This window comes from Streptomyces sp. STR69, assembly GCF_024519455.1.
GTDB lineage: Bacteria > Actinomycetota > Actinomycetes > Streptomycetales > Streptomycetaceae > Streptomyces.
In genome coordinates, this window is sequence record NZ_JALJRY010000005.1 from 365,056 (window position 1) to 387,459 (window position 22,404).

Sequence of the window (22,404 nt, forward strand, 5' to 3'; positions counted from 1 at the left end):
CCGGCGGTCGTACGGTCATGAGGGCTTCGTCGCCGTCACGGCCGTCGCGGTCAGCGTGCCGTCGCACTCCGCGAACTGCCCGTCGTCAAGGGCGACTTGGTGTTTCCCGGCGCCGGGCAGTCCGATCACCATCGTCGGGTAGATCACCGGCGCCGACCCCGACTCGCAGTAGCCGTCCCCTTCACCCTGCACCTGCACGAAGGTCAGCTTCAGCCAGGCCTGGCCGCCGGGCGACAGCGTCACGGGGGAGGCGGAGCCGGTGGGGGTGACCTTCAGCGGGACGTTGAGCTCGGGGGAGCCGTTCGCGGCGCCGGCGACTGTGGGGTGGCCCTGGAGGACACACGCCTTCGATGTGGTGTTGGTGAACTGCACGACCGCCGCCCCGGTTCCGGTGCCCTGCGGCCGGTCGGCGGCCTGGTAGGCGATCGCCTTCAGCGAGGCCGCCGCGCACGTCTTCACCCCGGTGCCCGCGGGCCCGGACGATCCCGTGGATCCCGTGGATCCCGTGGATCCCGTGGATCCGGACGACCCCGTGGACCCGGAGGAGGTGGGGGAGGCGGTCGCGGTCGGCGTCTGTGACGACACGTCGGACCCGGTGTCCGTGTCGCCCGGCTGACATGCCGTCATCACCAACGTCGCCGACAGCGCGGCCATCGCCATCGCGGCCCTGCGGATGCTGCTCTTCTGCATGACGTCCCCCGAGTTCGGTTCGTGCGACCGGACATGCCGGCATTTCGGCGAGGGAGACAGTTCAGGTCGTACGCCCGGTTTCTTCTGTGCGCTCGCTGTGTCCCGGCTGTGACGAGATCAAGGCCGGATCAGGACGACTCGGCCGGCTTCCCGTCCGTGCCCGCCTCGAAGCTGGCGAAATACGCCGCGGCCATGTCATCGTCCCCGTGCCCCTGTGCCGCCGCCCGCGCGAACCGTTCCGCGCCCGCCGCCGCCACGTCGAGGCGGACGCCGTGGGCCGCGCCGGCCTGCACGATCAGGCGGGCGTCCTTCTCCGCCGTCGTGACCGCGAAACTCGCCGGAGTGAGCTGGTTGTTGAGGATCGCGGCGGACTTGGCGTGCAGATAGACCATGTCGAGGGGGCCGCCCGCGATGAGGTCGAGGAAGCTCTGCGGGTTCACGTCCAGGGCCTGGGAGAGGGCCAGGGCCTCGCCCGCCGCGTTGGTCACGGCGAGGACCCAGCTGTTGGCGACCAGCTTCAGGCGGGTCGCGGTGGCCGCCGCGCCGTCCTCGCCGACCCACATCGTGCGGGCGCCGACCGCGTCGAAGACCGGGGTCACCGTCTCGCGGCCGGACTCCGGTCCCGCCGCCAGGACCGTCAGCTGACCGGCCTCGGCGGGCTGGCGGGTGCCGAGCACGGGGGCGTCGTAGAAGACCAGGTCGTGGCGGCTCGCGAACGCGGCCAGTTCGCCGACCGATTCGAGGCCCGAGGTCGTCGACTGGATCCACGCGGCGCCGGGACGCAGGACGGGCGCGGCCTCGCGCATCACGTCCAGGACGGTGTCGCCGTCGTAGAGCATGGTGAGGATCACGTCCGCGTCGCGCACGGCCTCCGCCACGGTGTCGGTGACGTGCGCGCCGTCGGCGGACAGCGGTTCGGCCTTGGCGCGGGTGCGGTTCCAGGCGTGGACGGTGTGTCCGGCGCGCGCGAGGTTGCGGGCCATCGCGGCGCCCATGATGCCGGTGCCCAGGACGCCTACGGTGAGCTTCTCGGTGGTCATGACTCGGCTTTCGTCCTCGACGGTGTTGTCGAGGACCAGGGTGCCAGGGTGCCGCGCGCCCGGCCTCCCGACCGGGCGCGCGGCACTGTCCGGCTTCGTCCGTCAGCCGGTGACCGTGAACCAGGTCGAGCGCGACTTCTGCCACTCCGGGTGCGTCAGGTCCTTCGCCTCGGTGCCGTCGCCGTACAGGTCGGCCGCGCCGTCGTCGGTGATCAGCTGGGCGCGGGCGCCCGCCACCGTCAGGTCCGGCACGTCGACGACCGCCTCCCAGGCGCCCGGGTCCGTGGTCGGCAGGTCACGCAGCCTGGCCGGCTTGTCGGCCGCGTTGCCGGTCCAGGAGTAGAGGGCGTACGGGTCGGAGTTGTCGTCGGCGGCCCAGGAACCGGCGACGATCAGGTACTGGTTCGCCGCGTTCTTGCGGATGTCGCGGACCGAGAGACCGCCGAGGTCCAGCTCGACCGGCGTGCCGAAGGTCGCGGCGGTGCCGTTCGCGACCACCTTGTCGAGGTTGGTGACCGGGACCAGGAGGGCCTTGCCGCCCGCCACCGCAGGGGCGAGCGGCGCCCGGAAGCCGAGGTACGCCGTCGTCGTCGAGCCCGGCGCGAACTCCAGGCCCTCCACGTTGAACCCGTCGATCTCCTTGGGTACTTGACCGTCCGCCGTGCCCGCCGCGAAGCCGTACCTGTTGCCGTTCGCCTTGTCCCACGCCACCAGGTTGTCGCGCAGCTCGCCGTACGAACTGCCGTAGGAGAGCGCCGTGTTGGCGCCGCTGCCGGTCACCTCGGTGGTGAAGACCGTGTTGCGGGCCGCCTTGTACTCGCCGTCCTTGTTGTTGCCGAGCGAGCCGGTCCAGTAGATCGTGTCGCCGACGCGGGCCGCGCCCTCGATGTCGATCTCCTTGTCGACGCCGATGTCGTCGCTGAAGTCCCAGGTCTTGACGGGCGCACCGGACGCCGAACGGTCGTACAGGCGCAGGACGTTGGACTCGTCGTCCGCCACGACGACGTAGCCGCCGCCCACGTCGACGGCGGCGGAGGCGTCGCTGGAGCCGGCGAAGTAGCGGGTGTCGGCGGGCTGTTGGACCGACGCCGAGGCCGCGTAGTGCAGGGTCTTGGTGGCCGTCTTGCCGCCGAGGCCCGTGACCTTCACCGTCAGGTCGGTGTAGCCCTGCGCGGCTGCCGCCACGGCGAGTTGACGGGTGGCGCCCGTGCCGGTGACGGTCACCGCGCTCGTCGGCGCCACGGACGTCTTGCTGCTCTTGCTCGCCGCGACCGTCAACGCGCTGACGTCAGCGCCGCTCTGAGCGACCGTCACCTGCACGGTCGGGTCACCGACCGCGCCCACCGCGCCCGAGAGGTAGGCGGCCGAGAGGAAGATGGTCGGGGTGCCATAACTCGCTGCGTGCGCCTGGGTGTTGAAGCCCAGGCCGAGGGCGGTGAGGGCGAGGCAGGTGCCCGCAACGGCGACCGTCCTGCGTCCGTTGGAGAAAACGTAGTCCTGCACTGGGACCCCTTCGTCGGCTCGGTGTCGACGAGAAGGCTCAGCGGATCTCACCAACTCCGCGCGGCCCGGGCAGGTCTTGAGGGTGAACAACGGCGGACGGGCCGAGGGAGCGTTCCATGACCCGGGCCAGATGGCGGTTGAAAACCTCCTGCGTGTGGGGGGTCAGGGTGCGCAGCGCAATCAGCGCGGTGATCACGACGTCGCACAGTTCGGCCTGCACGTCGTCCCAGGTGTGGGTGACGCCCTTGCGCGGGTTCTGACCGGTCACCCCGATCACCGCCTCGGAGACCTCGCCGACCTCCTCGGACAGCTTCAGGATGCGGAGGAGGAGCCCCTCCCGGCCGTCGAGGGGACGGTGCGTGTCCACCCAGGTCCAGAGGTCCTCGACACCGGTCCAGAGGTCGGCGGGCTGGTCCTTCTGATCACTCATGGACCCAGCCTGCCATCAGGTCCCTGCGCGTCGGACTACCCCCTGCTGCCGAAGACCGCGTCCGCCTCGTCGAACAGGGCCTCCTGCCCGAACTCCGACGCCTCCCGCCCCCGCCGGTTGCGCAGGCCGACCACCACGGCCGTCGCCGCCCCGGTCACTGCGAGCGCGACCGGGACCATCCAGCCCCGGTTCACCGCGTGGCCGAGCGCGTGGTCCAGGGAGAGCCGGCCCGGGCCCGTGACCGCGAGGCCGGCCGCGGTCAGGGCGAGGGAGGCCGCGTACTCGTATCCGCCGCCCGCCGCGAAGAACCCGTTGGGCGCGTGCACGGCGGTCGCGCCCGCCATCGCCCCGGCCGCCGCCGCACCCGCCGCCGGGGTCGCCAGGCCCAGCGCGAGCAGCGCGCCGCCGCCCGCCTCCGCGAGGCCCGCCATGGTGGCGCTCTGTCTGCCGGGGGAGTAGCCCATCGCCTCCATGGCCACGCCGGTGCCCTCGATCCCGCCCCCGCCGAACCAGCCGAACAGCTTCTGCGAACCGTGCGCGGCCAGCACACCGCCGGTACCCAGCCGGAGCAGCAGCAGGCCCAGATCTTGTCGGTCGTAACAGGTCATGCTGACTCCCTGGACAGAGGGCGGGGACGGTCCTCCCAACGTTCCTCCACCGTCGCATCCCCGGTGTCCGGCGGGCGGGTTCGCGCGGCCGTTCGGGTGGCGGCCCCCGGGGAACGGTGTGAGTCTGGCCGGCATGACGATTCAGCCAGCCAAACTCAGCGATCCGGCCGTCCGGGCCTTCGTCAGTGCCGTCAACGCCCATGACCGCGACGCCTTCCTGGCGCTGCTCGCGCCCGGCGCGACGATGGCGGACGACGGCTCCGACCGTGACCTCGCGGAGTGGATCGACCGGGAGATCTTCTCCTCCCACGGCCACATGGAGGTCGACCGCGAGTCGAACGGCGGCCGGGCCCTCGTCGCCCGCTACTCCAACGACGCGTGGGGCGAGATGCGCACCCGGTGGAGTTTCACGGTCGGCGAGGACGGCAGGATCGCCCGCTTCGAGACCGGGCAGGCGTAGACGTACCGGTCGGCCCGACCGACGTAAAAACCCTTGCCTTGGTGTGCACTCCAACTCCTAGTGTCCGCAGGCATGGAGACGAACAGCAGGACTCTCGGACGCACCGGCATCGACGTGAGCGCTCTCGGCTTCGGCTGCTGGGCCATCGGCGGGGAGTGGCAGGACGCGAGCGGGCAGCCGCTGGGCTGGGGCAAGGTCGACGACGAGGAGTCCGTACGGGCGATCCGGCGCGCCCTCGACCTGGGCGTCACCTTCTTCGACACCGCCGACACCTACGGCGCCGGGCACAGCGAACGTGTCCTCGGCCGGGCGCTCGGCAAGCGCCGGGACGACGTGGTCCTCGCCACCAAGTGGGGCAACGTCTTCGACGAGGAGACCCGCACCCTCACCGGCGCCGACGACTCCCCGGAGTACGCCCGCCGAGCCCTCACCGCGTCGCTGGAGCGCCTCGGCACCGACCACGTCGACCTCTACCAACTGCACCTGTCCGACGCCGACTTGGGGCGTGCCGCCCAACTACGCGACCAGTGCGAGGAGTTCGTGAGCGAGGGGCTGATCCGGGCCTACGCCTGGAGCACCGACGACCCCGCGCGCGCCGCCGTGTTCGCCGAGGGGGAGCACTGCGCGGCCGTACAGCACGCGGCGAACGTGTTCCAGGACGCGCCCGAAATGTTCGCGCTGTGTGAGGAGTTGGGCCTCGCCAGCATCAACCGCAGTCCGCTGGCCATGGGGCTGCTCACCGGCAAGCAGGCCGCCGGGCGGACCCTGGAGGCCGGCGACATCCGCAACACCCCGCCCGCCTGGATGCAGGGCTTCAAGCAGGGCGCCGGCGCCGACGAGGACTGGGTCGCCCGGGTGGACGCCCTGCGCGAGATCCTCACCTCGGAGGGCCGCACGTCCGCCCAGGGTGCCCTCGCCTGGCTGTGGGCCCGCAGCCCGCGCACCGTCCCGATCCCGGGCTTCCGCTCGGTCGCCCAGGCCGAGCAGAACGCGGACGCGATCGCGAAGGGGCCGCTCACCGCCGGGCAGTTGGCCGAGGTCGACCAAGTACTCGGGAGGTGAGCGGCCCCGACAGGAGCGGACCGGCGAGGTTCGGGTTCAGTAGCCCTGGTTGCCGTACTGCGCGAACTGCTGGTCGGCGTCGCTCCGCTGGGGGGCGAACCGGCCGGTGCCGCGGCCCTGTTCGGTGAGGGTGATCTGGCCGGCCTTGATGGTGGCCAGACGCGGGGCGCGGCGGGCGATCGACGAGTCGTGGGTGACCATGATGAAGGTCAGCCCGTACTCGTGCCAGAGGCCTTCGAGCAGGCCCATGATGTCGTCGCGGGTGCCCTCGTCGAGGTTGCCGGTGGGCTCGTCGGCGAGCAGTACCTTCGGCTTCTTGACCAGCGCGCGGGCGATTGCGACGCGCTGCTGCTGGCCGCCGGACAGCTCGGACGGGGCGTGCTTGAGGCGGTCGCCGAGGCCGACCGAGGTGAGCGCCTCGGCCGCCCGCTCGCGGCGTTCCGCCGGCTTGACGCCGAGCGGGACCAGGGCCGTCTCGACGTTCTCCTGCGCGGTGAGCGTCGGGATGAGGTTGAAGGACTGGAAGATGATGCCGATCTTCTCGGCCCGCAGCCGCGTCAGCTTGGCCTCGCTGATGGTGGCGAGGTTGACGTCGTCGAGCTCGACACTGCCCTCGGTGGGGCGGTCCAGGCCGCCGATCATCTGCAGCAGCGTCGACTTGCCGCCGCCGGTGGGGCCCTGGATGACGAGCTGGTCGCCGTCCTCGATCGTGAGGTCGACGCCGCGCAGCGCCTCGACCGTCTCCTTGCCCCGCGTGTAGCGCTTGGTGACGCCGGTGAGCTTGTACATGGGATCTCCGTCTGAACGTCCGTGAAGAAGAAGAGAGTTGGGGCGCCGTCTCCCGGGGGGGAGTGGAGGCGGCGCCCCGGATCAGGGGTTGCGCCAGAGCGACTACGACACGCTGCGCAGGGCGTCCGCCGGGCGCATCCGGGAGGCGCGCCAGCCGCCCATCGCGCCGGCGATCAGACCGCCGGTGACGGCGAGGCCCACGGCGAGGGCGATCGTGGTCAGCGAGACCGGCGCGTTCAGGGCGATCTCCAGGGTGTTCTGGGTGGCCTGCTGGCCGGGGCCGCCCTGACCGCCGCCGGGGCCGCCCTGGCCGCCACCGCCGGTGTTGCCGAGCTGCGCGGTCAGCTTGGGGCTGATCGCGGTGACCGTGTAGGCCGCCGCGAGACCGAGCGCGATACCGAGCCCGCCGCCGATCAGACCGTTGACCATGGACTCGCCGACGACCTGCCGGGTGACCTTGCGGCTCGGCCAGCCGAGCGCCTTCAGGGTGCCGAACTCACGCACCCGGCGGGACACGGCGGAGGAGGTGAGCAGCGCGGCCACGAGGAACGCGGCGATCAGCACCGCGATGGACAGCCACTTGCCGACGCTGGTCGCCAGGTTGGAGGCGGTGGACAGCGAACCGGACACGGTGGACGCGAGGTCGGCGGAGGTGGTGACCGTCGTACCCGAGATGTTCTTCTGGATGGTCGTCTTGACGGCCGAGATCTGCTTGGAGTCGGTCGCCTTGACGTAGATCGTGGTGACCTTGTTCTTCGAGTCGCCCAGCGTCTGCGCCTGCTTCAGCGGCAGGTACACGTCGATCGTGGACTCGCTGCTGTTGGGCGTCGCGATGCCGATGACGGTGAACTTGGTGCCGGAGATCGAGAAGGTCGAACCGACCTTGTACTTCTTCGACTTGGCGTACGACGCGCTGACGACGGCGACCTTCGCGTTGGTCTGCGCGGTCGTGAACGTCTTGCCGGAGGTGATCTTCGACGTGGACAGCGGGCCGAGCGCCTGGTTGGTGACGTCGATGCCCGAGACCGAGTACGAGTTCACGTTGAAGTTGGCGCCGCCGCCCTGGACCTGCGGCGCGCCGGTGCTGCTGGTTCCGCCACCGCCGCCGGGGCCGCCCTGCTGCGATCCGGAAGAGGAGCCGGAGGTGGTGGAGGACTTCGCCTTGCCCTGGGTGAAGGAGCCGTCGACCTTGGTGACGTTCAGGGTGAGCGAGCCGACCGCGCTGGACACGCCCTTCTGCGCGGCGACCTTGGTGACCAGCGAGGACGCGAGGACCTGACCGCCCTGCGTGTTCACCCGGTCCGAGCTCTGCGAGCTGCTGCTGGAGGAGGTGGCGCCGAACTTGAAGCTGGGACCCCCTGAGCTGCCGGCCTTGGGGGCCGACTGCGCCTTGGTCACGGTCATGTCGGTTCCGAGACCGTACAGAGACTTGAGGACCTTGTCCTGAGCCTGATTCATGCCGGCCGACACCGAGTTGACGGTGATGACCAGCGCGATACCGAGCGCCAGACCCATGGCGATGACCAGGGCCGCCTTCTTGCGCCGGCTCAGCTCGCGCTTGAGATAGATGCCAAACATCCCATTCCCCAAAGGTTCTTGGCGCCCGCTGTGGGCGCGGCCACAAGCTATGGAGGAACCTTTGAGTCGACCTGAGTAAAGGATGTGTCTGGCCTGAGAAAAAGACGCCCGAAATCAGAATTGTGTCAGACAGCTCATTCCTAAGCTGCGGAGGGCTTCCTGCCAGGAAACCCCAGTTCAATGGCGTGTTGGTGTGGGGTGCCGCGCCTTCGTACCGGCTTCTTTTCGCCACCCCCGCCGTGCACCGCCCGGCCCCGATTTTGTACGGTCCCCGGATGCGCGATTCCTCTCGGCTCACCCGGCGTGCCGCTCTCGGTCTGACCGCCGCCGCCCTTCCCGTGGCAGCGGCCACTCCCGCGTCCGCGGCGACAGCGATAGGCGGTGAGCGTCTGGCCCGCGACGGGATCCAGACGAGTGGTGCCACCGGTCTGCCCAAGAAGCTCACCGCCCGCTCCTGGCTCGTCGCCGACCACAAGACCGGTGAGGTGCTCGCCTCGTACCGCGCGCACCAGCGCCTCGCGCCCGCGTCCACGCTGAAGATGCTGTTCGCCGACACCGTGCTGGGGAAGTTCGAGAAGACCCGCACCTACCGGGTCACCGACGCCGACCTCGCCGACGTCCCCTCCGGGTCCAGCATGGTCGGCGTCAAGCCCGGCATCACCTACACCGTCCACCAGCTGTGGCAGGGCGTCTTCCTTCGCTCCGGCAACGACGCGGTGCATGTGCTGTCCCACATGAACGGCGGCATCGCCAAGACGGTCGCCGAGATGCAGGCCAAGGCGAAGGACCTCCAGGCCCTGGACACCCATGTGGTGAGCCCGGACGGCTTCGACCACCCCGGGCAGGTCTCCTCGGCGTACGACCTCACGCTCTTCGCCCGGCACGGCCTGCACGACGACGACTTCGGCGCCTACTGCTCCACCAGGACCGCGAACTTCCCGGCCGGCGGCAAGAAGACCTTCCAGATCCAGAACACCGACCGCCTGCTCACCGGCGCCTATGGCCTGCGCCCGTACAAGGGCATGATCGGTGTCAAGAACGGTTACACCAGCCACGCCGGAAACACCTTCACCGGCGCAGCGACCCGCGACGGCCGCACCCTGCTGGTCACCGTGATGCACCCGGCCAACGGCGGCAACGAGGTCTACAAGGAGACCGAGGCACTGCTCGACTGGGGCTTCGGCAGAGGGAGTTCGGCACGCGCCGTAGGCACGCTGGTCGAGCCGCTGAGCGAGGGCGGGGCGAGCGCGAGCCCGACGCAGTCGGGGAAGGGTGCCAAGGGGGCTCCGGGGGCCACGGGCGCGGCGGCCTCGTCGGCGGACGGTTCCTCGTCCTGGCGGCTGCTGGAGGGCGCGGCCGGAACGGTGGTCCTGCTCGCGGGCGGCGCGTTCGCGCTGCGCAGGCGGCGGGCGGCCGTAGCGGCGGCGAAGTCCCGCGAGGAAGACGGGAGTTGAACTGTGCGACAGCCGTTCCACCGCCCGGTGTGAAACCTCGCGGTCCCACGCGAGGCCCACCCCCACCCGGGCAGTGGAACGACTGTCGCCTCCCCCCTCGGTTTGGTCTGCGGAAGCTCAGTGTCTCAACTGTGAAGCTTTGGTGGAGAAGAGTTGAGCATAAGTCAGTAACCGGGCGCAATGGTGCGGACGGTCAAATTCCGTTTGTGCAACTTGCCTCAGCCACGGCCCACATACGGCATCGAGGTCGCCAACACCGTCGCGAACTGCACATTCGCCGCCAACGGCAGCTCCGCCATGTGCCGCACCGTGCGCGCCACATCCGCGACATCCATCACCGGTTCCGGGGCTACCACCCCGTTGGCCTGCAACGCCCCGGTTTCCATCCGCCGCGTCATGTCCGTCGCCGCGTTCCCGATGTCGATCTGCCCGACCGCGATCGAGTACGGCCGCCCGTCCAGCGACAGCGACTTCGTCAGCCCCGTCAGCGCGTGCTTGGTCGCCGTGTAGGCCACCGAGTGCGGCCGGGGCGTGTGCGCGGAGATCGACCCGTTGTTGATGATCCGCCCGCCCTGCGGCGCCTGCCCCTTCATCTGCCGGAACGCCGCCTGCGCGCACAGGAACGCCCCGTTGAGATTGGTGTCCACCACATGCCGCCACGCGTCGTACGGCAACTCCTCCACCGGCACCCCACCGGGCCCGAACGTCCCCGCGTTGTTGAACAGCAGATCCACCCGCCCGAACCGCTCCACGGTCGCCGCGAACAAGGCGGCCACGTCCTCCGGCCGCGCCACATCCGTCGCTACGGCGAGGGAGGCGCCCTCGGGCCCCAGCGCGGCCGTCTCCTCCAGCGTCCCGATGCGGCGGCCGGCCAGCGCCACCGACCAGCCCCCGCCCAGCAGTTCCACGGCGACCGCGCGGCCGATCCCGGAGCCCGCGCCGGTCACCACGGCGATCCTCGATTGCTCAGCGTTCATGGACCGCAGCCTACGAGCCGGAGTCACCCCTCCTGCGGGTACCGCACCCCGATCCGCTCCCGTACCGCGTCCAGCGTGCGCATCACCGCGAGCGTGCCCTCAAGCGGCACCAGCGGCGACCCGGTCTCCCCGGCCCGCAGCGCGCGCATCACCTCCGCCGCCTCGTGCCGCAGCGTGTTGCGCGGCCCGTCCACCGGGTCGAGCACGAACTCCTCGGGGTCACGGCCGTCCCGGTGCAGCACGAACCGCTCCGGGTGGAAGAAACCGTCCGGGATGTCGATCCGGCCCAGCGAACCGGTCACCGACGCCGACGTCCCCGTACCCCCGACGATCGAGCAGTGCAGCGCCGCCAGCGCGCCGCTGTCCCACGAGAACAGGGCCGCCGTCTGCAGATCGGCGCCCTCGGCGGAGAGCACGGCCGACGCCTTGATGTCGGCGGGCTCACCGAGCAGCAGGTGCGCGAACGACACCGGGTACACCCCGAGGTCCAGCAGCGCGCCGCCGCCCTGCGCCGGGTCCCGCAGCCGGTGCGAGGGCGGGAACGGCCCCGCGAGCCCGAAGTCGGCCTGGATCGTGCGGACTTCACCGATCGCGCCGTCGTCCACAAGGGCCTTCAGCCGCCGTACCAGCGGATTGCAGTACATCCACATGGCCTCCATCAGGAAGCTGCCGCGCGCCCTCGCCAGCTCCACGAGCTCCGTGGCCTCACGGGAGTTGAGGGTGAAGGCCTTCTCGACGAGCACATTGCGTCCGGCCTCCAGACAGAGACCGGCCGCCGCGCGGTGCGCCGAGTGCGGGGTGGCGACGTAGACGACATCGATGTCCCCGTCCTGTGCCAGCGCGGCCCAGTCGCCGTAGGCCCGCTCGATCCCGAACCGGTCCGCGAACGCCTTCGCCGACTCCTCCGTCCGCGAGGCCACCGCGACCACCTCGGCGTCCGGCAGATCGACCAGCGCCGCCGTGAACGCGGCGGCGATCCCACCGGTCGCCAGGATCCCCCAGCGCACCTTCTCTTCCGTCATCGCGGCCCCACCCTCGTTCACCAGACCCTCGGCACCCCGTACGAGCTGAGAGCATAGGTGGCGGATCAGCCAGGGAGGGAGGGGCACATGCCCGAGCAGAGGGCGCAGGCACCGGCCGCGCCGCAGTCCGCCGTACCGTCGTCGCTCAAGGCGACCCGCCGCGCGGGCCTCCTCGTCGTCCTCGTCCTCGGCGGCCTCACCGCGACCCCGCCGCTGTCGATGGACATGTACCTCCCCGCGCTCCCGGCCGTCACCCGCGCCCTGCACGCGCCCGCCGCGACCGTCCAGCTCACCCTCACCGCGTGCCTCGCCGGCATGGCGCTCGGGCAGCTGGTGGTCGGCCCGATGAGCGACAGATGGGGCCGCAGACGCCCGCTGCTGACCGGCCTCGCCGTCTACGTCGTCGCGACCGCCCTGTGCGCGTTCGCGCCGGACGTGGAGTTCCTGGTCGCCTTCCGCCTGCTCCAGGGCCTCGCGGGCGCGGCCGGAATAGTGATCGCACGGGCCGTCGTACGAGACCTCTATGACGGCGTCGCCATGGCCCGCTTCTTCTCCACCCTCATGCTGGTCTCCGGGGTTGCCCCCATCGTCGCGCCGCTCGTCGGCGGCCAGATCCTGCGGGTGACGGACTGGCGGGGCGTGTTCGTCATCCTGACCTTCGTCGGGGCCGCCCTCGCCGTCCTCGTCTGGACCCGCCTCCCCGAGACCCTCGCCCCCGCCGACCGGCACATCGGCGGCACCGGCGAGGCCCTGCGCTCCATGCGCCGCCTCCTCGCCGACCTCCCCTTCACCGGCTACATGCTCACCGGCGGCTTCGCCTTCGCCGCCCTGTTCGCCTACATCTCCGCGTCCCCCTTCGTCGTCCAGGAGATCTACGGCGCCTCCCCGCAGACCTTCAGCCTGCTGTTCGGCGTCAACTCGGTCGGCCTGGTCGCGGTCGGGCAGATCAACGGCAAGCTGCTGGTCGGCCGGGTCTCCATGGACAAGGTGCTGGGCGCGGGCCTGGCGGTGGTGGTAGCGGCGGCGACGGCCCTGCTCCTGATGGCGACGGGCGCGTTCGGAGAGGTGGGCCTGGCCCCGGTGGCCACCGCGCTCTTCGTCCTGATGTCGGCGATGGGTGTGACCCTCCCCAACGCCCAGACCCTCGCCCTCATGCGCACCAAGCACTCCGCGGGCTCCGCCTCCGCCCTGCTGGGCACGTCCTCCTTCCTCGTCGGAGCCGTGGCCTCCCCGCTCGTCGGCATCGCGGGCGAACACACCGCCGTACCCATGGCCGTCGTCCAACTGGTGGCCGCACTGGTGGCGGTGGCCTGCTTCGTGGGAATGTGCCGACCCTGGAACACCCGTACGACTCCGGAGGGAGTGGGCAGCTGAGCGCCCCGAGACTGCGCAGCGACACACCGGAACGAGCCGGCCTCGACCCCGGGGAGCTCCGTCACCTGATCCGGGAGGTCCACGACCTCACCACCGGCGACCGCCCCTGGGCTGCGGGCGCCGTCGTGGTCGCAGGGCGCGGCCCGGTGATCGCCGTGGAGGAGGCGGCGGGCTGGGCCGTACGGTATTCGGCCTACGACCCCGAGACCGACCGGGGCGTCGAACTCCCGGTCGCCTCCCGTGTCCGGACAACGGTCGACACCCCCTTCGACCTGGCGTCCCTCACCAAACTCTTCACGGCGGTGGCCGCGATGCAGCAGATCGAGCGGGGCACCCTCGGCATCGACGCCCGCGTCGGCGCCTACCTCCCGGACTTCCGCGCCGCCGTTCGCCACGACATCACCGTCCGCCAACTCCTCACCCACACGTCCGGTCTGCGCCCCGAACTCCCGCTGTACGCCTGCGCGGACGACGCGGAACGCCTGGCGATGCTGCGGGCGGAGGCACCGGTGGCCGAGCCGGGCACGTATCTCTACTCCGACCTGAACCTCCTCCTGCTCCAGTTCGTCCTGGAACGCGTCAGCGGACGCACCCTCGACGTCCTCGTCCACGACGGCATCACCCGCCCCCTGGGCATGACGTCCACCGACTTCGGCCCGTGCCCCGGCGCGGCGGCCACCGAGGACCAGCGCCGCCCGTGGGCCAAGGCGGACCGGGGAATGCTGCGGGGCGTCGTCCACGACGAGAACGCGTGGGCGCTGGGTGGCGTGGCCGGCCACGCGGGCCTGTTCTCGACGGCCCGAGACCTGGCGATCTTCTGCCGCACCCTCCTGGCCGGGGGTTCCTACGGCCCCGCCCGCATCCTCGGCACGGACTATGTGGAGCTGCTCCTGACCCCGCCCGGGCTGGGCTTCGCCGTCGACCAGGCCTGGTTCATGGGGGAGTTGGCGGGGCGCGGGGCAGTGGGCCACACGGGCTTCACGGGAACGTCGCTGGTGCTGGATCCGGCGACGGACACGTTCCTGGTGTTGTTGGCGAACACGGTGCATCCCCGGAGGCGGGGGCCGGACAGTGGGCCGAGGGCGGCGGCGGGGACGCGGCTGGCGCGGGCGGTACGGGGTTTTTGAGGTGAGCCTTTTCAGCATCCGAGTCGGGTGGTGGGCGGGCACAGGTCCCGGGGGTCTGGGGGCGGAGCCCCCAGGGGCGTCGGCACGGACCCCGGGCCACTTAGAATCGGCGGGTGAACGACCCCGTGACCCCGGCCGAAACCCTCCGTACCGCGCTCGCCGCGCTGCTCGGCGGGCTTCCGCCCCGGCAGGCCGCCGGCGCCGTAGAACGCCTGATCGGCAAGTACCGCGGGGCCACCCCGACCGACGCCCCGATCCTCAGGGACCGCGCGGACGTCGTCGCCTACGCCGCTTACCGGATGCAGGCCACCTTCGAAGCCGTACGCTCCGCGCTGGACGCGTTCGCCGATGCCGTGCCCGGCTGGGCTCCGCAGGGGCACACGGACGTCGGCGGTGGTACCGGCGCCGCGACCTGGGCCGTCACCGCCACCTGGTCCGGCGACCGCCCGGTGACCGTACTCGACTGGGCCGAGCCCGCACTCACGCTGGGGAGAGAGATCGCCGCCGCCAACCCCGGCCTGCGGAACGCCAGTTGGCGGCGGGCCCGCATCGGCTCGGCGCTCACCCTCGACCCCACCGACCTCGTCACCGTCTCCTACGTCCTCAACGAACTCACGGTCCCCGACCGCGCCGCCCTCGTCGACGCCGCCGCCGACGCGGCCCAGGCCGTCGTGATCGTCGAAGCCGGCACCCCCGACGGCTACGCCCGTGTCATCGAGGCCCGCGACCGGCTGATCGGCGCCGGGTTCCGCATCGCCGCCCCCTGCCCGCACAGCGCCGCCTGCCCGATCGTTCCCGGCGAGGACTGGTGCCACTTCTCGGCCCGGGTCAGCCGTTCCTCCCTGCACCGGCAGGTGAAGGGCGGCTCGCTGCCGTACGAGGACGAGAAGTTCAGCTACGTCGCCGCCACCCGCCTCCCCGTCGAACCCGCCCCCGCCCGGGTCGTACGGCGTCCGCAGATCCGCAAGGGGCAGGTACTCCTCGACCTCTGCGAGAGCGACGAGCACCTGCGCCGGACAACGGTCACCAAACGCCACGGCGACCTGTACAAGGCGGCACGGGACGCGAGCTGGGGAGACCCCTGGCCCAAAAAAGTATGACACTTTCGCCGAAACTGCCACACGTGTGTCTCGTCCCGCCTACCCCGCATGTGGGGTACCGCCTCCCCGGGCGCAGGATGGTGCGACCATGGGGGAAGTTCTCCGTACAACAACAGGACAAGAACAGCAGGGCGACAACAGCGAGGCGAGGAGATAGATGAGCGCGACGTTCGGTGGCCGGACCGGTCGGCAGGGCAGACTCTCCTCGTGGCTGCGCGGACGCCGCCCGCAGGAGGAGGCCGCCGACGGCAGTGGGCGCGAGGCGCTGCTGCTCGCCGCCGCCGGAGCGGGACTGCCGCTCGCGCCCGCCGCGCACCCGGCCCCGGGGTACCGATGTTCGTGCGACCGTGTGGGCTGCCCCACACCCGCCCGGCACCCGGTGTCGTTCGCCTGGCAGACGCAGTCCACGACCGACCGTGCGCAGATCGAGCGCTGGGCCCGCCACCAGCCGCAGGCCAACTTCATCACCGCGACCGGCATGGTCAACGACGTCCTCGACGTCCCCCTGGAGGCCGGCCACGAGGCGCTGGAGCGGCTGCTCGCCGCCGGTATCGAGGTCGGACCCGTCGCCGCGAGCGACGACGGACGGCTGCTCTTCTTCACCCTCACCCGCGGCACCCCCGAGGACGAGGACGAGTGGTGGCCGTGCGAACTCGACTGCCACCCCGAGACGATGGACGAACACCCGGGGCTGCGCTGGCACTGCCGCGGTTCCTACGTCCTGGTCCCCCCGGCCCAACTGCCCGGCGACAACCAGTCCGTGCACTGGGTACGCGGTCCCGAGCATCCCCTGCCCGACCCGCTGACCCTCCTGGAAACCCTCACGGACGCCTGCGCCCGCCACGCCGGCCAGGACTCCGACCGCGCGAACGAGGCCTGGCCACTGGGCCGTTGACCGCCGGGGCGCGCTGACCGCCAGGGGTTTTCGACCGCCCGATCCGTCAGCCGCCCTGTGCGGAGGTCAGCCCCTCGATCCGGCCCAGCACCGACACCTTGCCGCCCCGCTTCGGGTCCAACGCAACCTGGTTGGACACGAGTTGGAGGGTGAGGGACTGCTGCACGGCGCCCGTCGTCAGCGCCTGCACGTCCTTGTTCTGAGCCGGCACCGAGGTGCCCGTCGCCGCGGTCTCCTTCTGGAAGTAGCGCGTGGTGTAGAACACCAGCGCTCCGCCGTCCGCGGTGCGCAGCGCCAGCGGCGCGTAGTCGCCGTTCGTCACCGGTTCGTCGAGGAACTGGACGGCCAGACCGGGCTTGGTGGCCTTCTCGCGGTCCGCGCGCCACGCGCTGGTGTGCGCGCCGTCCGCGAAGTCCGTCCCGCCGCTCTTCAGGTATGTCGCGTAGCTCTTGCTCAAGTCCCCTGGCGCGACGGCGAGTTCGGCCGAGTTGACGGGCACTGCCTCGGCCCAGCCGTCCTTGTCGGTCCTGAACTTCGGTACGGCGGTGGGCGCGAGCAGCGTCAGATACGCCACCTGCCACGGCTCGGACAGGTCGTTGCGGGTGAACACCAGCAGCCAGCGGGCGCTGCCGCCCTTGTTGGCGGCGGTGTCGGCGAGGAACCAGCGCGGCCAGCCGGCCTTCTTCGGGATGGTGAACTTCGCGTCCGTCAGCTCCAGCGGGGTGTAACTCGGGTTCCCCGACGGGTGGTTGGTGTGTCCCGCCTTCAGCCGTGCCGCGTCGATGTCACCGAGCGCGCCGGTGACATGCGCGGCGTCCAGGGAACTGTCGTACGCCTTGTCCGCCGCGTTGTACGCGGTCGTGAACTGCTGGAGCGCCTTGGCGGCCTCGGCGCGCGTGGTGGCCGGGAGGACCTCGCGTTCCCCGTGGACCACCACGCATCCGCTCGCCGTCAGCGACAAAGCGGTCATCGAAGCCGCTATCAGTACGCGCCGGTCAAGCCTGCGGAGCCTTCGAGGGCTGCGATCCCTGCTCATCAGGTGTCTTCACCTTCCCCTTCCCGGAGGCGAACCCTACCGGGGCGAAGAACAGGGTGAGCGTGGGGATCAGGTACAGCAGCCACACCGTGATCTGCAGGACGGTCGGGTCCGGCTGGAAGTTGAAGACGCCCTTGAGGAGGGTGCCGTACCAGCTGTCCGGCGGGATCGTGCCGCTGATGTCGAAGGCCAGATTCGTCAACCCCGGGATCCAGTCGGCCTCTTGGAGGTCGTGGAAGCCGTAGGCCAGCACACCCGCCGCGACCACGACGAGCATCGCGCCGGTCCAGGTGAAGAACTTCGCGAGGTTGATCTTCAGGGCGCCGCGGTAGAACAGCCAGCCGAGGAACACGGCGGTGGCCAGGCCCAGTCCGACGCCGACCAGCGGGCGCGGGGTGCCGTCGCTCGCCGCGTGCACCGACGCCCACACGAACAGCGCGGTCTCCAGGCCCTCGCGGCCCACCGCGAGGAACGCGGTGGCGACCAGCGCGCCGGTGCCCATCGCGAGGGCCGCGTCCAGCTTGCCGTGCAGTTCGGACTTGAGGTGCCGGGCGGTGCGCCGCATCCAGAACACCATCCACGTCACCAGCCCGACCGCGAGGATCGACAGCGAGCCGCCGAGCGCCTCCTGGGCCTGGAACGTCATCTCCTGGGAGCCGAATTCGAGCGCGCACCCGAAGCCCATCGCGATGAGGACGGCGACGACGATGCCGATCCAGATCGGCTTCAGCGCGTCCCGCCGGTCCGTCTTGACCAGATAGGCGATCAGGATGCAGACGACGAGGCTGGCCTCCAGGCCCTCGCGCAGACCGATCAGATAGTTGGAGAACACGGTCTACGACTCCTTCGCGTCCTTGGAGAACAGCGTGCTGCCCCACCAGTCGTCCTTGTCCCGGACGCCCGGCGGGACGGCGAAGACCGCCGAACCCACGTGCTGGATGTACTCGTTGAGCGCGTCGGTCGCCGACAGCCTGCGCTGCAGCGGGATGAATCCCTTGCGGACGTCGCGCTGGTAGGCCAGGAAGAACAGGCCCGCGTCGAGGCGGCCGAGGCCGTCGGTGCCGTCGGTGAAGGAGTAGCCCCGGCGCAGGATGGTGACCCCGCCGTTGGAGTCGGGGTGCGCGAGCCGGACGTGCGCGTCGGGCTTCATCGCCTTCAGGAACGGTACGTCGTGCTCCTTGGCCTTGCCGACCGGCGCGCCCTCGCCCTTGTCGCGGCCGAAGACGTCCTCCTGCTCCTGGAGCGAGGTCCGGTCCCAGGTCTCGATGTTCATCCGGATGCGCCGGGCGACGAGATACGAACCCCCGGTCATCCAGGCCGAGTTCTTGCCTACGTCCCCTTCGTCGACCCACACGAACTTCTTCAGCCGGTCCGTCTCGGTGCCCGCGATGTTGCGGGTGCCGTCCTTGAACCCCATGAGATTCCGGGGGGTCTGGGCACCGGGGGTCGTGGACGACGTCTTCCCGAAGCCGAGTTGGGACCAGCGGACGGCGACCTTGCCGAAGCCGATCCGGGCCAGGTTGCGGATCGCGTGTACGGCGACCTGCGGGTCGTCCGCGCACGCCTGTACGCAGAGGTCGCCGCCGGTACGGGACTTGTCGAAGTTGTCGCCGGGGAACTGCGGAAGGTCGACGAGAGCCTCGGGACGGCTGTCCTTGAGCCCGAACTTCTCGAAGAACGACGGCCCGAAGCCGATGGTGAGGGTCAGTCGCGAGGGTTTCAGGCCCAGCGCCTCACCGGTGTCGTCCGGCGGCGCCTCGGCGAGCCCGCCGTAGGCCCCGTCGCCGACCGCGTGCCCGCCGGTCATCCGGCGGGCGGCGGCCGTCCAGTCCTTCAGCATCTGCACGAACTCGGCGCGGTCGTCGGTCTTCACGTCGAACGCCGCGAAGTGCAGCCGGTCCTGCACGGGCGTGGCGATGCCCGCCTGGTTGGCGCCGTGGAAGGCGACCGCGGCACCCGTCTCGGCTGCCGTCGGGTCGACGTCGTCGCCGACACGGCTCATCGCCACCGCGCCACCGGCCGCGACGGCACCGAGCGCGAGCCCGGCACCGCCCCAGCCGATGAGCGAACGGCGGGAGGGGCTCTCGGATTTCAGGGTCTCGGATTTCGGGGTCTCGGCCATGGTGATCCCCTACTTCACAACTGCGGCGGCGAGCTTCGACAGCGGCTCCGCGAGGGCGTTGACCCCGTCCGACAGCTCCTTGCGCTGGTCTGCGGTGACCTTGTCGTACGACACGAAGCCGTCCGAGGTCGACGTGGAGCGGTACTTGTCGAGCAGCGTGTCGATCGCGGCGAACTGCTTGTCCAGCTCGGCGGTCAGCGCCGCGTCGTTCTTCTGCGCGACCGGCTTCAGGAGTTCGTACGCCTTCTTGGCACCGTCGACGTTGGCCTTGAAGTCGCTCAGGTCGGTGTGCGAGTAACGGTCCTCCTCGCCGGTGACCTTGCCGGTGGCGACCTCGTCGAGGAGTTCCTTGGCGCCGTTGGCCATGGAGGTCGGGGTGATCTCGGCCTTGCCGACCCGCTTCTGCCAGTCCTTCAGATCGGTGAGCAGCTCATCGGCGAGGGCCTTCTGCTCGGCGCCGATCTTCTTGTCCTGCCACAGGGCCTTCTCCAGCGCGTGCCAGCCGGTCCACTTCTGGCCCTTCTCCAGGCCGTCGGCGCGGGTGTCGGTCTTGGGGTCGATGTCCCCGAACGACTCGGCGATCGGCTCGGTGCTCTCCCAGCCGACGCGGGAGGGGGCGTAGGCGTTCTTGGCGGCGGTGAGGTCGCCCGCCTTGATGGCGTTGACGAACGTCTCCACCTTCGGGATCGTCGCGTCGGCCTCGTTCTGCGCGTACTCGCGGTAGGCGGCGACGGCCGCGTCCAGCTTCGGGTCGCGCTTGGCGACCGAGCCACCGGTGACGGTCAGCTGCTGCCGCACCCCGTGGCCCTTCATCCCCGGACGGCAGGCGATCTCGTACGACCCCGCCTTCACCTCGGCGGTGAGCGTGTACTTGGTGCCCGGCCCGATGTTCTCCTTCTCGGAGACGATCCGGTCGTCCGGGAAGAGGATCTCGACCTCGGTCGCCTTCGAGCCGGTGTTCTCGATCTTCAGCGTGACATGGCCGGCCGGTATCGACTTGGTCGAGGTCGTGCACTTGGAGTCGGCCGCGGTCACCTGGATCGCGTCGCCGCCCTTGGCGTCGCTCTTCGCGGTGCACGCCGTGACGGCGGTCAGTGCGGTCGCGGCGGCGACAGCGGTGACGACGGGAAGTCGGACGGCACGCATGCAGGCTCCAAGCGAGAGGGTGCGGTGAGGCAGTGTGGTGAGGCTGCCCTAACTTACCTGAGGCTTACCTCACTCATACCCGCCCGGGTGGGTATTCACTGCCCACAGAAAAATCACAGACACGGCTTGATCTCGCCGGCGGAAAACGCACACCAAGGGACAGTCAAGGGAAGGTCAAGCGGAGCGGCGCGGAGCCGCGACGGTCGCCCCCGTGCGCGGATGGGGAAACACCTCAACTGCCTGGTCGTAGACGTCCGAAAGCAACGCCTCGGTGAAAACGTCCCCCGGCGGACTGTCGGCGGCGACACGACCGGCGCGCAGAATCGCGACCCGGTGCGCATAGGCGGCGGCCGGCGCCAGATCGTGCAGCACCACGACCACCGCGTCCCCCGAGTGCGTGGTGTTCGCCCTGCGCAGGCGGCGTACGGAGGTCACCGAGGCGTAAGACTGTGCTCCATGGACATCAGGGGGCGCAGAGAGACGCTGTCGGAGGACGGACTGGTGCTGACCGTGACCGGTCGGCCCGGCCCGTCCCCGCTGCGTTTCGAGACGGCGGACGGCGGACGCAGACTGCTGCGCCAGGGCGAACGGCCGCTGTTCCTGGGCTGGTTGGACGGCGACGGTTGCTGCCACGACCTCGCCCTGCACCGCTACGACGGATACCGCTCACCCCTGCCGCCGCTGCGTGCCGCGCAACAGCGCTCGGACCTCAACTGGGTCCACCAGTACGCCCGTTGGCTGGAGGAGTCACCGGAAAGCCCCCTGCACGACGGCCGTTGGGCCTTGACCCGGCGCGACCACTTCGCCCCCGGCATCTGGACGACGGACTTCATGGGGGAGTGGCCGAACGGCACCCTGGAGCTGCACTGCGGCGGTGGCTGGCACGGCATCCTGCCCCTGCGCCGGCTCTCCCCGCCCGACGCCCCACGCGTGAAGGCGTACCGCAAGCACGCCCGCGAGGGCACCCTCGCACCCGTGCTCCTGTGGTGGGTGACCTTCCTCGACGGCTGGCTGATCCTCGACGGCCACGACCGCGCCGTGGCCGCGCTCGCGGAAGGCGCGCAGCCGTCGTGCGTGGAGCTGCGCCGCGTACCGGACGAGCCGGACTGGCGCCGCACCGCCGACGAGATCACCGAGGCGCACGAACAGCGCTTGGAACGACTGGCAGCGCGCCCCGCCCACCCGGGCCTCGCCCACCAACGGGCCACGCTGGACAGGGCGTTCGGCGACACCCTGTCCTCGCTGCCCTACGACAACGCACCCACCCCCACATGGCCCCTCCCCGGCGGCGCCCCGGCCTGGGATGACCTCGCCGCCCGCGCGATGTTTGAATGCCCCCGTGACTGACTACGACGTGCTGCGTGTCTTCTGCGGCCCCAGCGGCGGATACGGCAACGAACTCGGCGTCGTCCGCGAGGGCTCCGTCATGCCGGACCCGGACGAGCGACAGGTGTTCGCCGGGAAACTCGGCTTCAGCGAGACCGTGTTCGTCGACGACCCCGAGCGCGGAGTCATCGACATCTACACCCCGACCACGCGCCTGCCCTTCGCAGGACACCCCTGCGTCGGCACGGCCTGGCTCCTGGACATACCCGAACTGGTCACCCCGGCGGGCATCGTGGGCGCCCGCCTCGACGGCGAGTTCAGCTGGATCGAGGCCCTCCCGGAGTGGGCCCCGCCGCGCACCCTGCGCCAGTACGCCACCGCCACCGAGGTCGACGCCCTGCCCGTGCCCCCGCCCGGCGAGTGGATCTACGCCTGGGCCTGGGAGGACGAGGCGGCGGGCCGTATCCGCGCCCGTGCCTTCCCCGGCCGCGACGACGGCATCCACGAGGACGAGGCCACCGGAGCGGCAGCACTGCTCCTGACCGACCAGCTGGGCCGCGCCCTCAACATCACTCAGGGCGCGGGGTCCCAGATACTTACGGCGCCGCAGCCCGGGGGGTGGGTGGAGGTCGGGGGGCGGGTGTTCCTGGAGCGCTGAACGCCTT

At 70.9% G+C, this 22,404-nt stretch carries 22 protein-coding genes and 1 pseudogene; 9 read left to right on the plus strand and 14 right to left on the minus strand.

Annotation, left to right across the window (positions count from 1 at the left end; genetic code table 11):
* Window positions 1–15: 15 nt before the first annotated feature.
* The 5 genes from OC490_RS12075 to OC490_RS12095 form a co-directional block, all read right to left on the minus strand.
* Entirely contained in the window at window positions 16–690 is a 675-nt protein-coding gene (locus OC490_RS12075) for a DUF4232 domain-containing protein (protein ID WP_262057873.1), read from the minus strand.
* 128 nt (window positions 691–818) lie between these two features.
* Window positions 819–1,769: an NAD(P)-dependent oxidoreductase gene (locus OC490_RS12080; protein WP_410098610.1), complete on the minus strand. Its 951-nt coding sequence runs from the start codon at window positions 1,767–1,769 to the stop codon at window positions 819–821.
* A 63-nt stretch (window positions 1,770–1,832) separates the two neighbouring features.
* Entirely contained in the window at window positions 1,833–3,233 is a 1,401-nt protein-coding gene (locus tag OC490_RS12085; RefSeq protein WP_410098608.1) for a hypothetical protein, read from the minus strand.
* Window positions 3,234–3,270: 37 nt separating this feature from the next.
* A complete protein-coding gene (locus OC490_RS12090) occupies window positions 3,271–3,663 on the minus strand; it encodes a MazG-like family protein (RefSeq protein WP_262057875.1) in 393 nt (130 codons plus the stop codon).
* Window positions 3,664–3,698: 35 nt separating this feature from the next.
* On the minus strand, window positions 3,699–4,271 hold the full coding sequence (locus tag OC490_RS12095; protein ID WP_262057876.1) for a DoxX family protein: 573 nt from the start codon (window positions 4,269–4,271) through the stop codon (window positions 3,699–3,701).
* A 133-nt stretch (window positions 4,272–4,404) separates the two neighbouring features.
* On the opposite strand from OC490_RS12095, the gene OC490_RS12100 reads away from it, so the two are divergent.
* Window positions 4,405–4,731, plus strand: coding sequence for a nuclear transport factor 2 family protein (locus OC490_RS12100; protein ID WP_262057877.1), 327 nt, complete (start codon window positions 4,405–4,407; stop codon window positions 4,729–4,731).
* A 72-nt stretch (window positions 4,732–4,803) separates the two neighbouring features.
* Complete coding sequence (locus OC490_RS12105) at window positions 4,804–5,793, plus strand: aldo/keto reductase (RefSeq protein WP_262057878.1); 990 nt, start codon at window positions 4,804–4,806, stop codon at window positions 5,791–5,793.
* 36 nt (window positions 5,794–5,829) lie between these two features.
* Here the strand turns inward: OC490_RS12105 and OC490_RS12110 are convergent, their stop codons facing one another.
* Both OC490_RS12110 and OC490_RS12115 read right to left on the minus strand, forming a co-directional pair.
* Window positions 5,830–6,582 (minus strand): ABC transporter ATP-binding protein, encoded by a 753-nt coding sequence (locus OC490_RS12110; RefSeq protein ID WP_262057879.1) that lies wholly within the window; start codon window positions 6,580–6,582, stop codon window positions 5,830–5,832.
* Window positions 6,583–6,684: 102 nt separating this feature from the next.
* Window positions 6,685–8,160 carry an ABC transporter permease gene (locus tag OC490_RS12115; RefSeq protein WP_262057880.1) on the minus strand — a complete coding sequence of 492 codons (1,476 nt, stop codon included), beginning with the start codon at window positions 8,158–8,160 and terminating at the stop codon, window positions 6,685–6,687.
* A gap of 275 nt (window positions 8,161–8,435) precedes the next feature.
* On the opposite strand from OC490_RS12115, the gene OC490_RS12120 reads away from it, so the two are divergent.
* A complete protein-coding gene (locus tag OC490_RS12120; RefSeq protein ID WP_262057881.1) occupies window positions 8,436–9,614 on the plus strand; it encodes a D-alanyl-D-alanine carboxypeptidase family protein in 1,179 nt (392 codons plus the stop codon).
* A 218-nt stretch (window positions 9,615–9,832) separates the two neighbouring features.
* Here the strand turns inward: OC490_RS12120 and OC490_RS12125 are convergent, their stop codons facing one another.
* Together OC490_RS12125 and OC490_RS12130 are read right to left on the minus strand one after the other, a co-directional pair.
* Window positions 9,833–10,591 carry an SDR family oxidoreductase gene (locus OC490_RS12125; protein WP_262057882.1) on the minus strand — a complete coding sequence of 253 codons (759 nt, stop codon included), beginning with the start codon at window positions 10,589–10,591 and terminating at the stop codon, window positions 9,833–9,835.
* 23 nt (window positions 10,592–10,614) lie between these two features.
* Window positions 10,615–11,613, minus strand: a complete 999-nt coding sequence (locus tag OC490_RS12130) for a Gfo/Idh/MocA family protein (protein ID WP_262057883.1) — start codon at window positions 11,611–11,613, stop codon at window positions 10,615–10,617.
* A gap of 87 nt (window positions 11,614–11,700) precedes the next feature.
* Between OC490_RS12130 and OC490_RS12135 the strand changes: the two genes are divergently transcribed.
* From OC490_RS12135 to OC490_RS12150, 4 genes are all read left to right on the plus strand, one after another.
* Entirely contained in the window at window positions 11,701–12,987 is a 1,287-nt protein-coding gene (locus OC490_RS12135) for a multidrug effflux MFS transporter (protein ID WP_262057884.1), read from the plus strand.
* Window positions 12,939–14,114, plus strand: coding sequence for a serine hydrolase domain-containing protein (locus tag OC490_RS12140; RefSeq protein ID WP_262057885.1), 1,176 nt, complete (start codon window positions 12,939–12,941; stop codon window positions 14,112–14,114). The genes OC490_RS12135 and OC490_RS12140 overlap by 49 nt, the downstream gene beginning before the upstream one ends.
* Window positions 14,115–14,227: 113 nt before the next feature.
* Window positions 14,228–15,214, plus strand: coding sequence for a small ribosomal subunit Rsm22 family protein (locus tag OC490_RS12145; protein WP_262057886.1), 987 nt, complete (start codon window positions 14,228–14,230; stop codon window positions 15,212–15,214).
* 157 nt (window positions 15,215–15,371) lie between these two features.
* A complete protein-coding gene (locus OC490_RS12150) occupies window positions 15,372–16,109 on the plus strand; it encodes a bifunctional DNA primase/polymerase (RefSeq protein WP_262057887.1) in 738 nt (245 codons plus the stop codon).
* Between the two features lie 46 nt (window positions 16,110–16,155).
* Here OC490_RS12150 and OC490_RS12155 read toward each other — a convergent pair whose 3' ends face one another.
* The 5 genes and pseudogenes from OC490_RS12155 to OC490_RS12175 form a co-directional block, all read right to left on the minus strand.
* Entirely contained in the window at window positions 16,156–17,145 is a 990-nt protein-coding gene (locus tag OC490_RS12155) for a hypothetical protein (protein ID WP_262057888.1), read from the minus strand.
* Window positions 17,105–17,977, minus strand: a complete 873-nt coding sequence (gene efeU, locus OC490_RS12160; RefSeq protein ID WP_262057889.1) for an iron uptake transporter permease EfeU — start codon at window positions 17,975–17,977, stop codon at window positions 17,105–17,107. The genes OC490_RS12155 and efeU overlap by 41 nt, the downstream gene beginning before the upstream one ends.
* Before the next feature lie 3 nt (window positions 17,978–17,980).
* Window positions 17,981–19,267: an iron uptake transporter deferrochelatase/peroxidase subunit gene (gene efeB / locus OC490_RS12165; protein ID WP_262057890.1), complete on the minus strand. Its 1,287-nt coding sequence runs from the start codon at window positions 19,265–19,267 to the stop codon at window positions 17,981–17,983.
* Between the two features lie 9 nt (window positions 19,268–19,276).
* Entirely contained in the window at window positions 19,277–20,413 is a 1,137-nt protein-coding gene (gene efeO, locus OC490_RS12170; RefSeq protein WP_262057891.1) for an iron uptake system protein EfeO, read from the minus strand.
* 174 nt (window positions 20,414–20,587) lie between these two features.
* Window positions 20,588–20,806: pseudogene (locus OC490_RS12175) on the minus strand (hemin ABC transporter ATP-binding protein); the annotation flags it as partial.
* A gap of 63 nt (window positions 20,807–20,869) precedes the next feature.
* On the opposite strand from OC490_RS12175, the gene OC490_RS12180 reads away from it, so the two are divergent.
* A complete protein-coding gene (locus tag OC490_RS12180; RefSeq protein ID WP_262057892.1) occupies window positions 20,870–21,760 on the plus strand; it encodes a hypothetical protein in 891 nt (296 codons plus the stop codon).
* Window positions 21,753–22,397 (plus strand): PhzF family phenazine biosynthesis protein, encoded by a 645-nt coding sequence (locus OC490_RS12185; protein WP_262057893.1) that lies wholly within the window; start codon window positions 21,753–21,755, stop codon window positions 22,395–22,397. The genes OC490_RS12180 and OC490_RS12185 overlap by 8 nt, the downstream gene beginning before the upstream one ends.
* Window positions 22,398–22,404 lie beyond the last annotated feature (7 nt).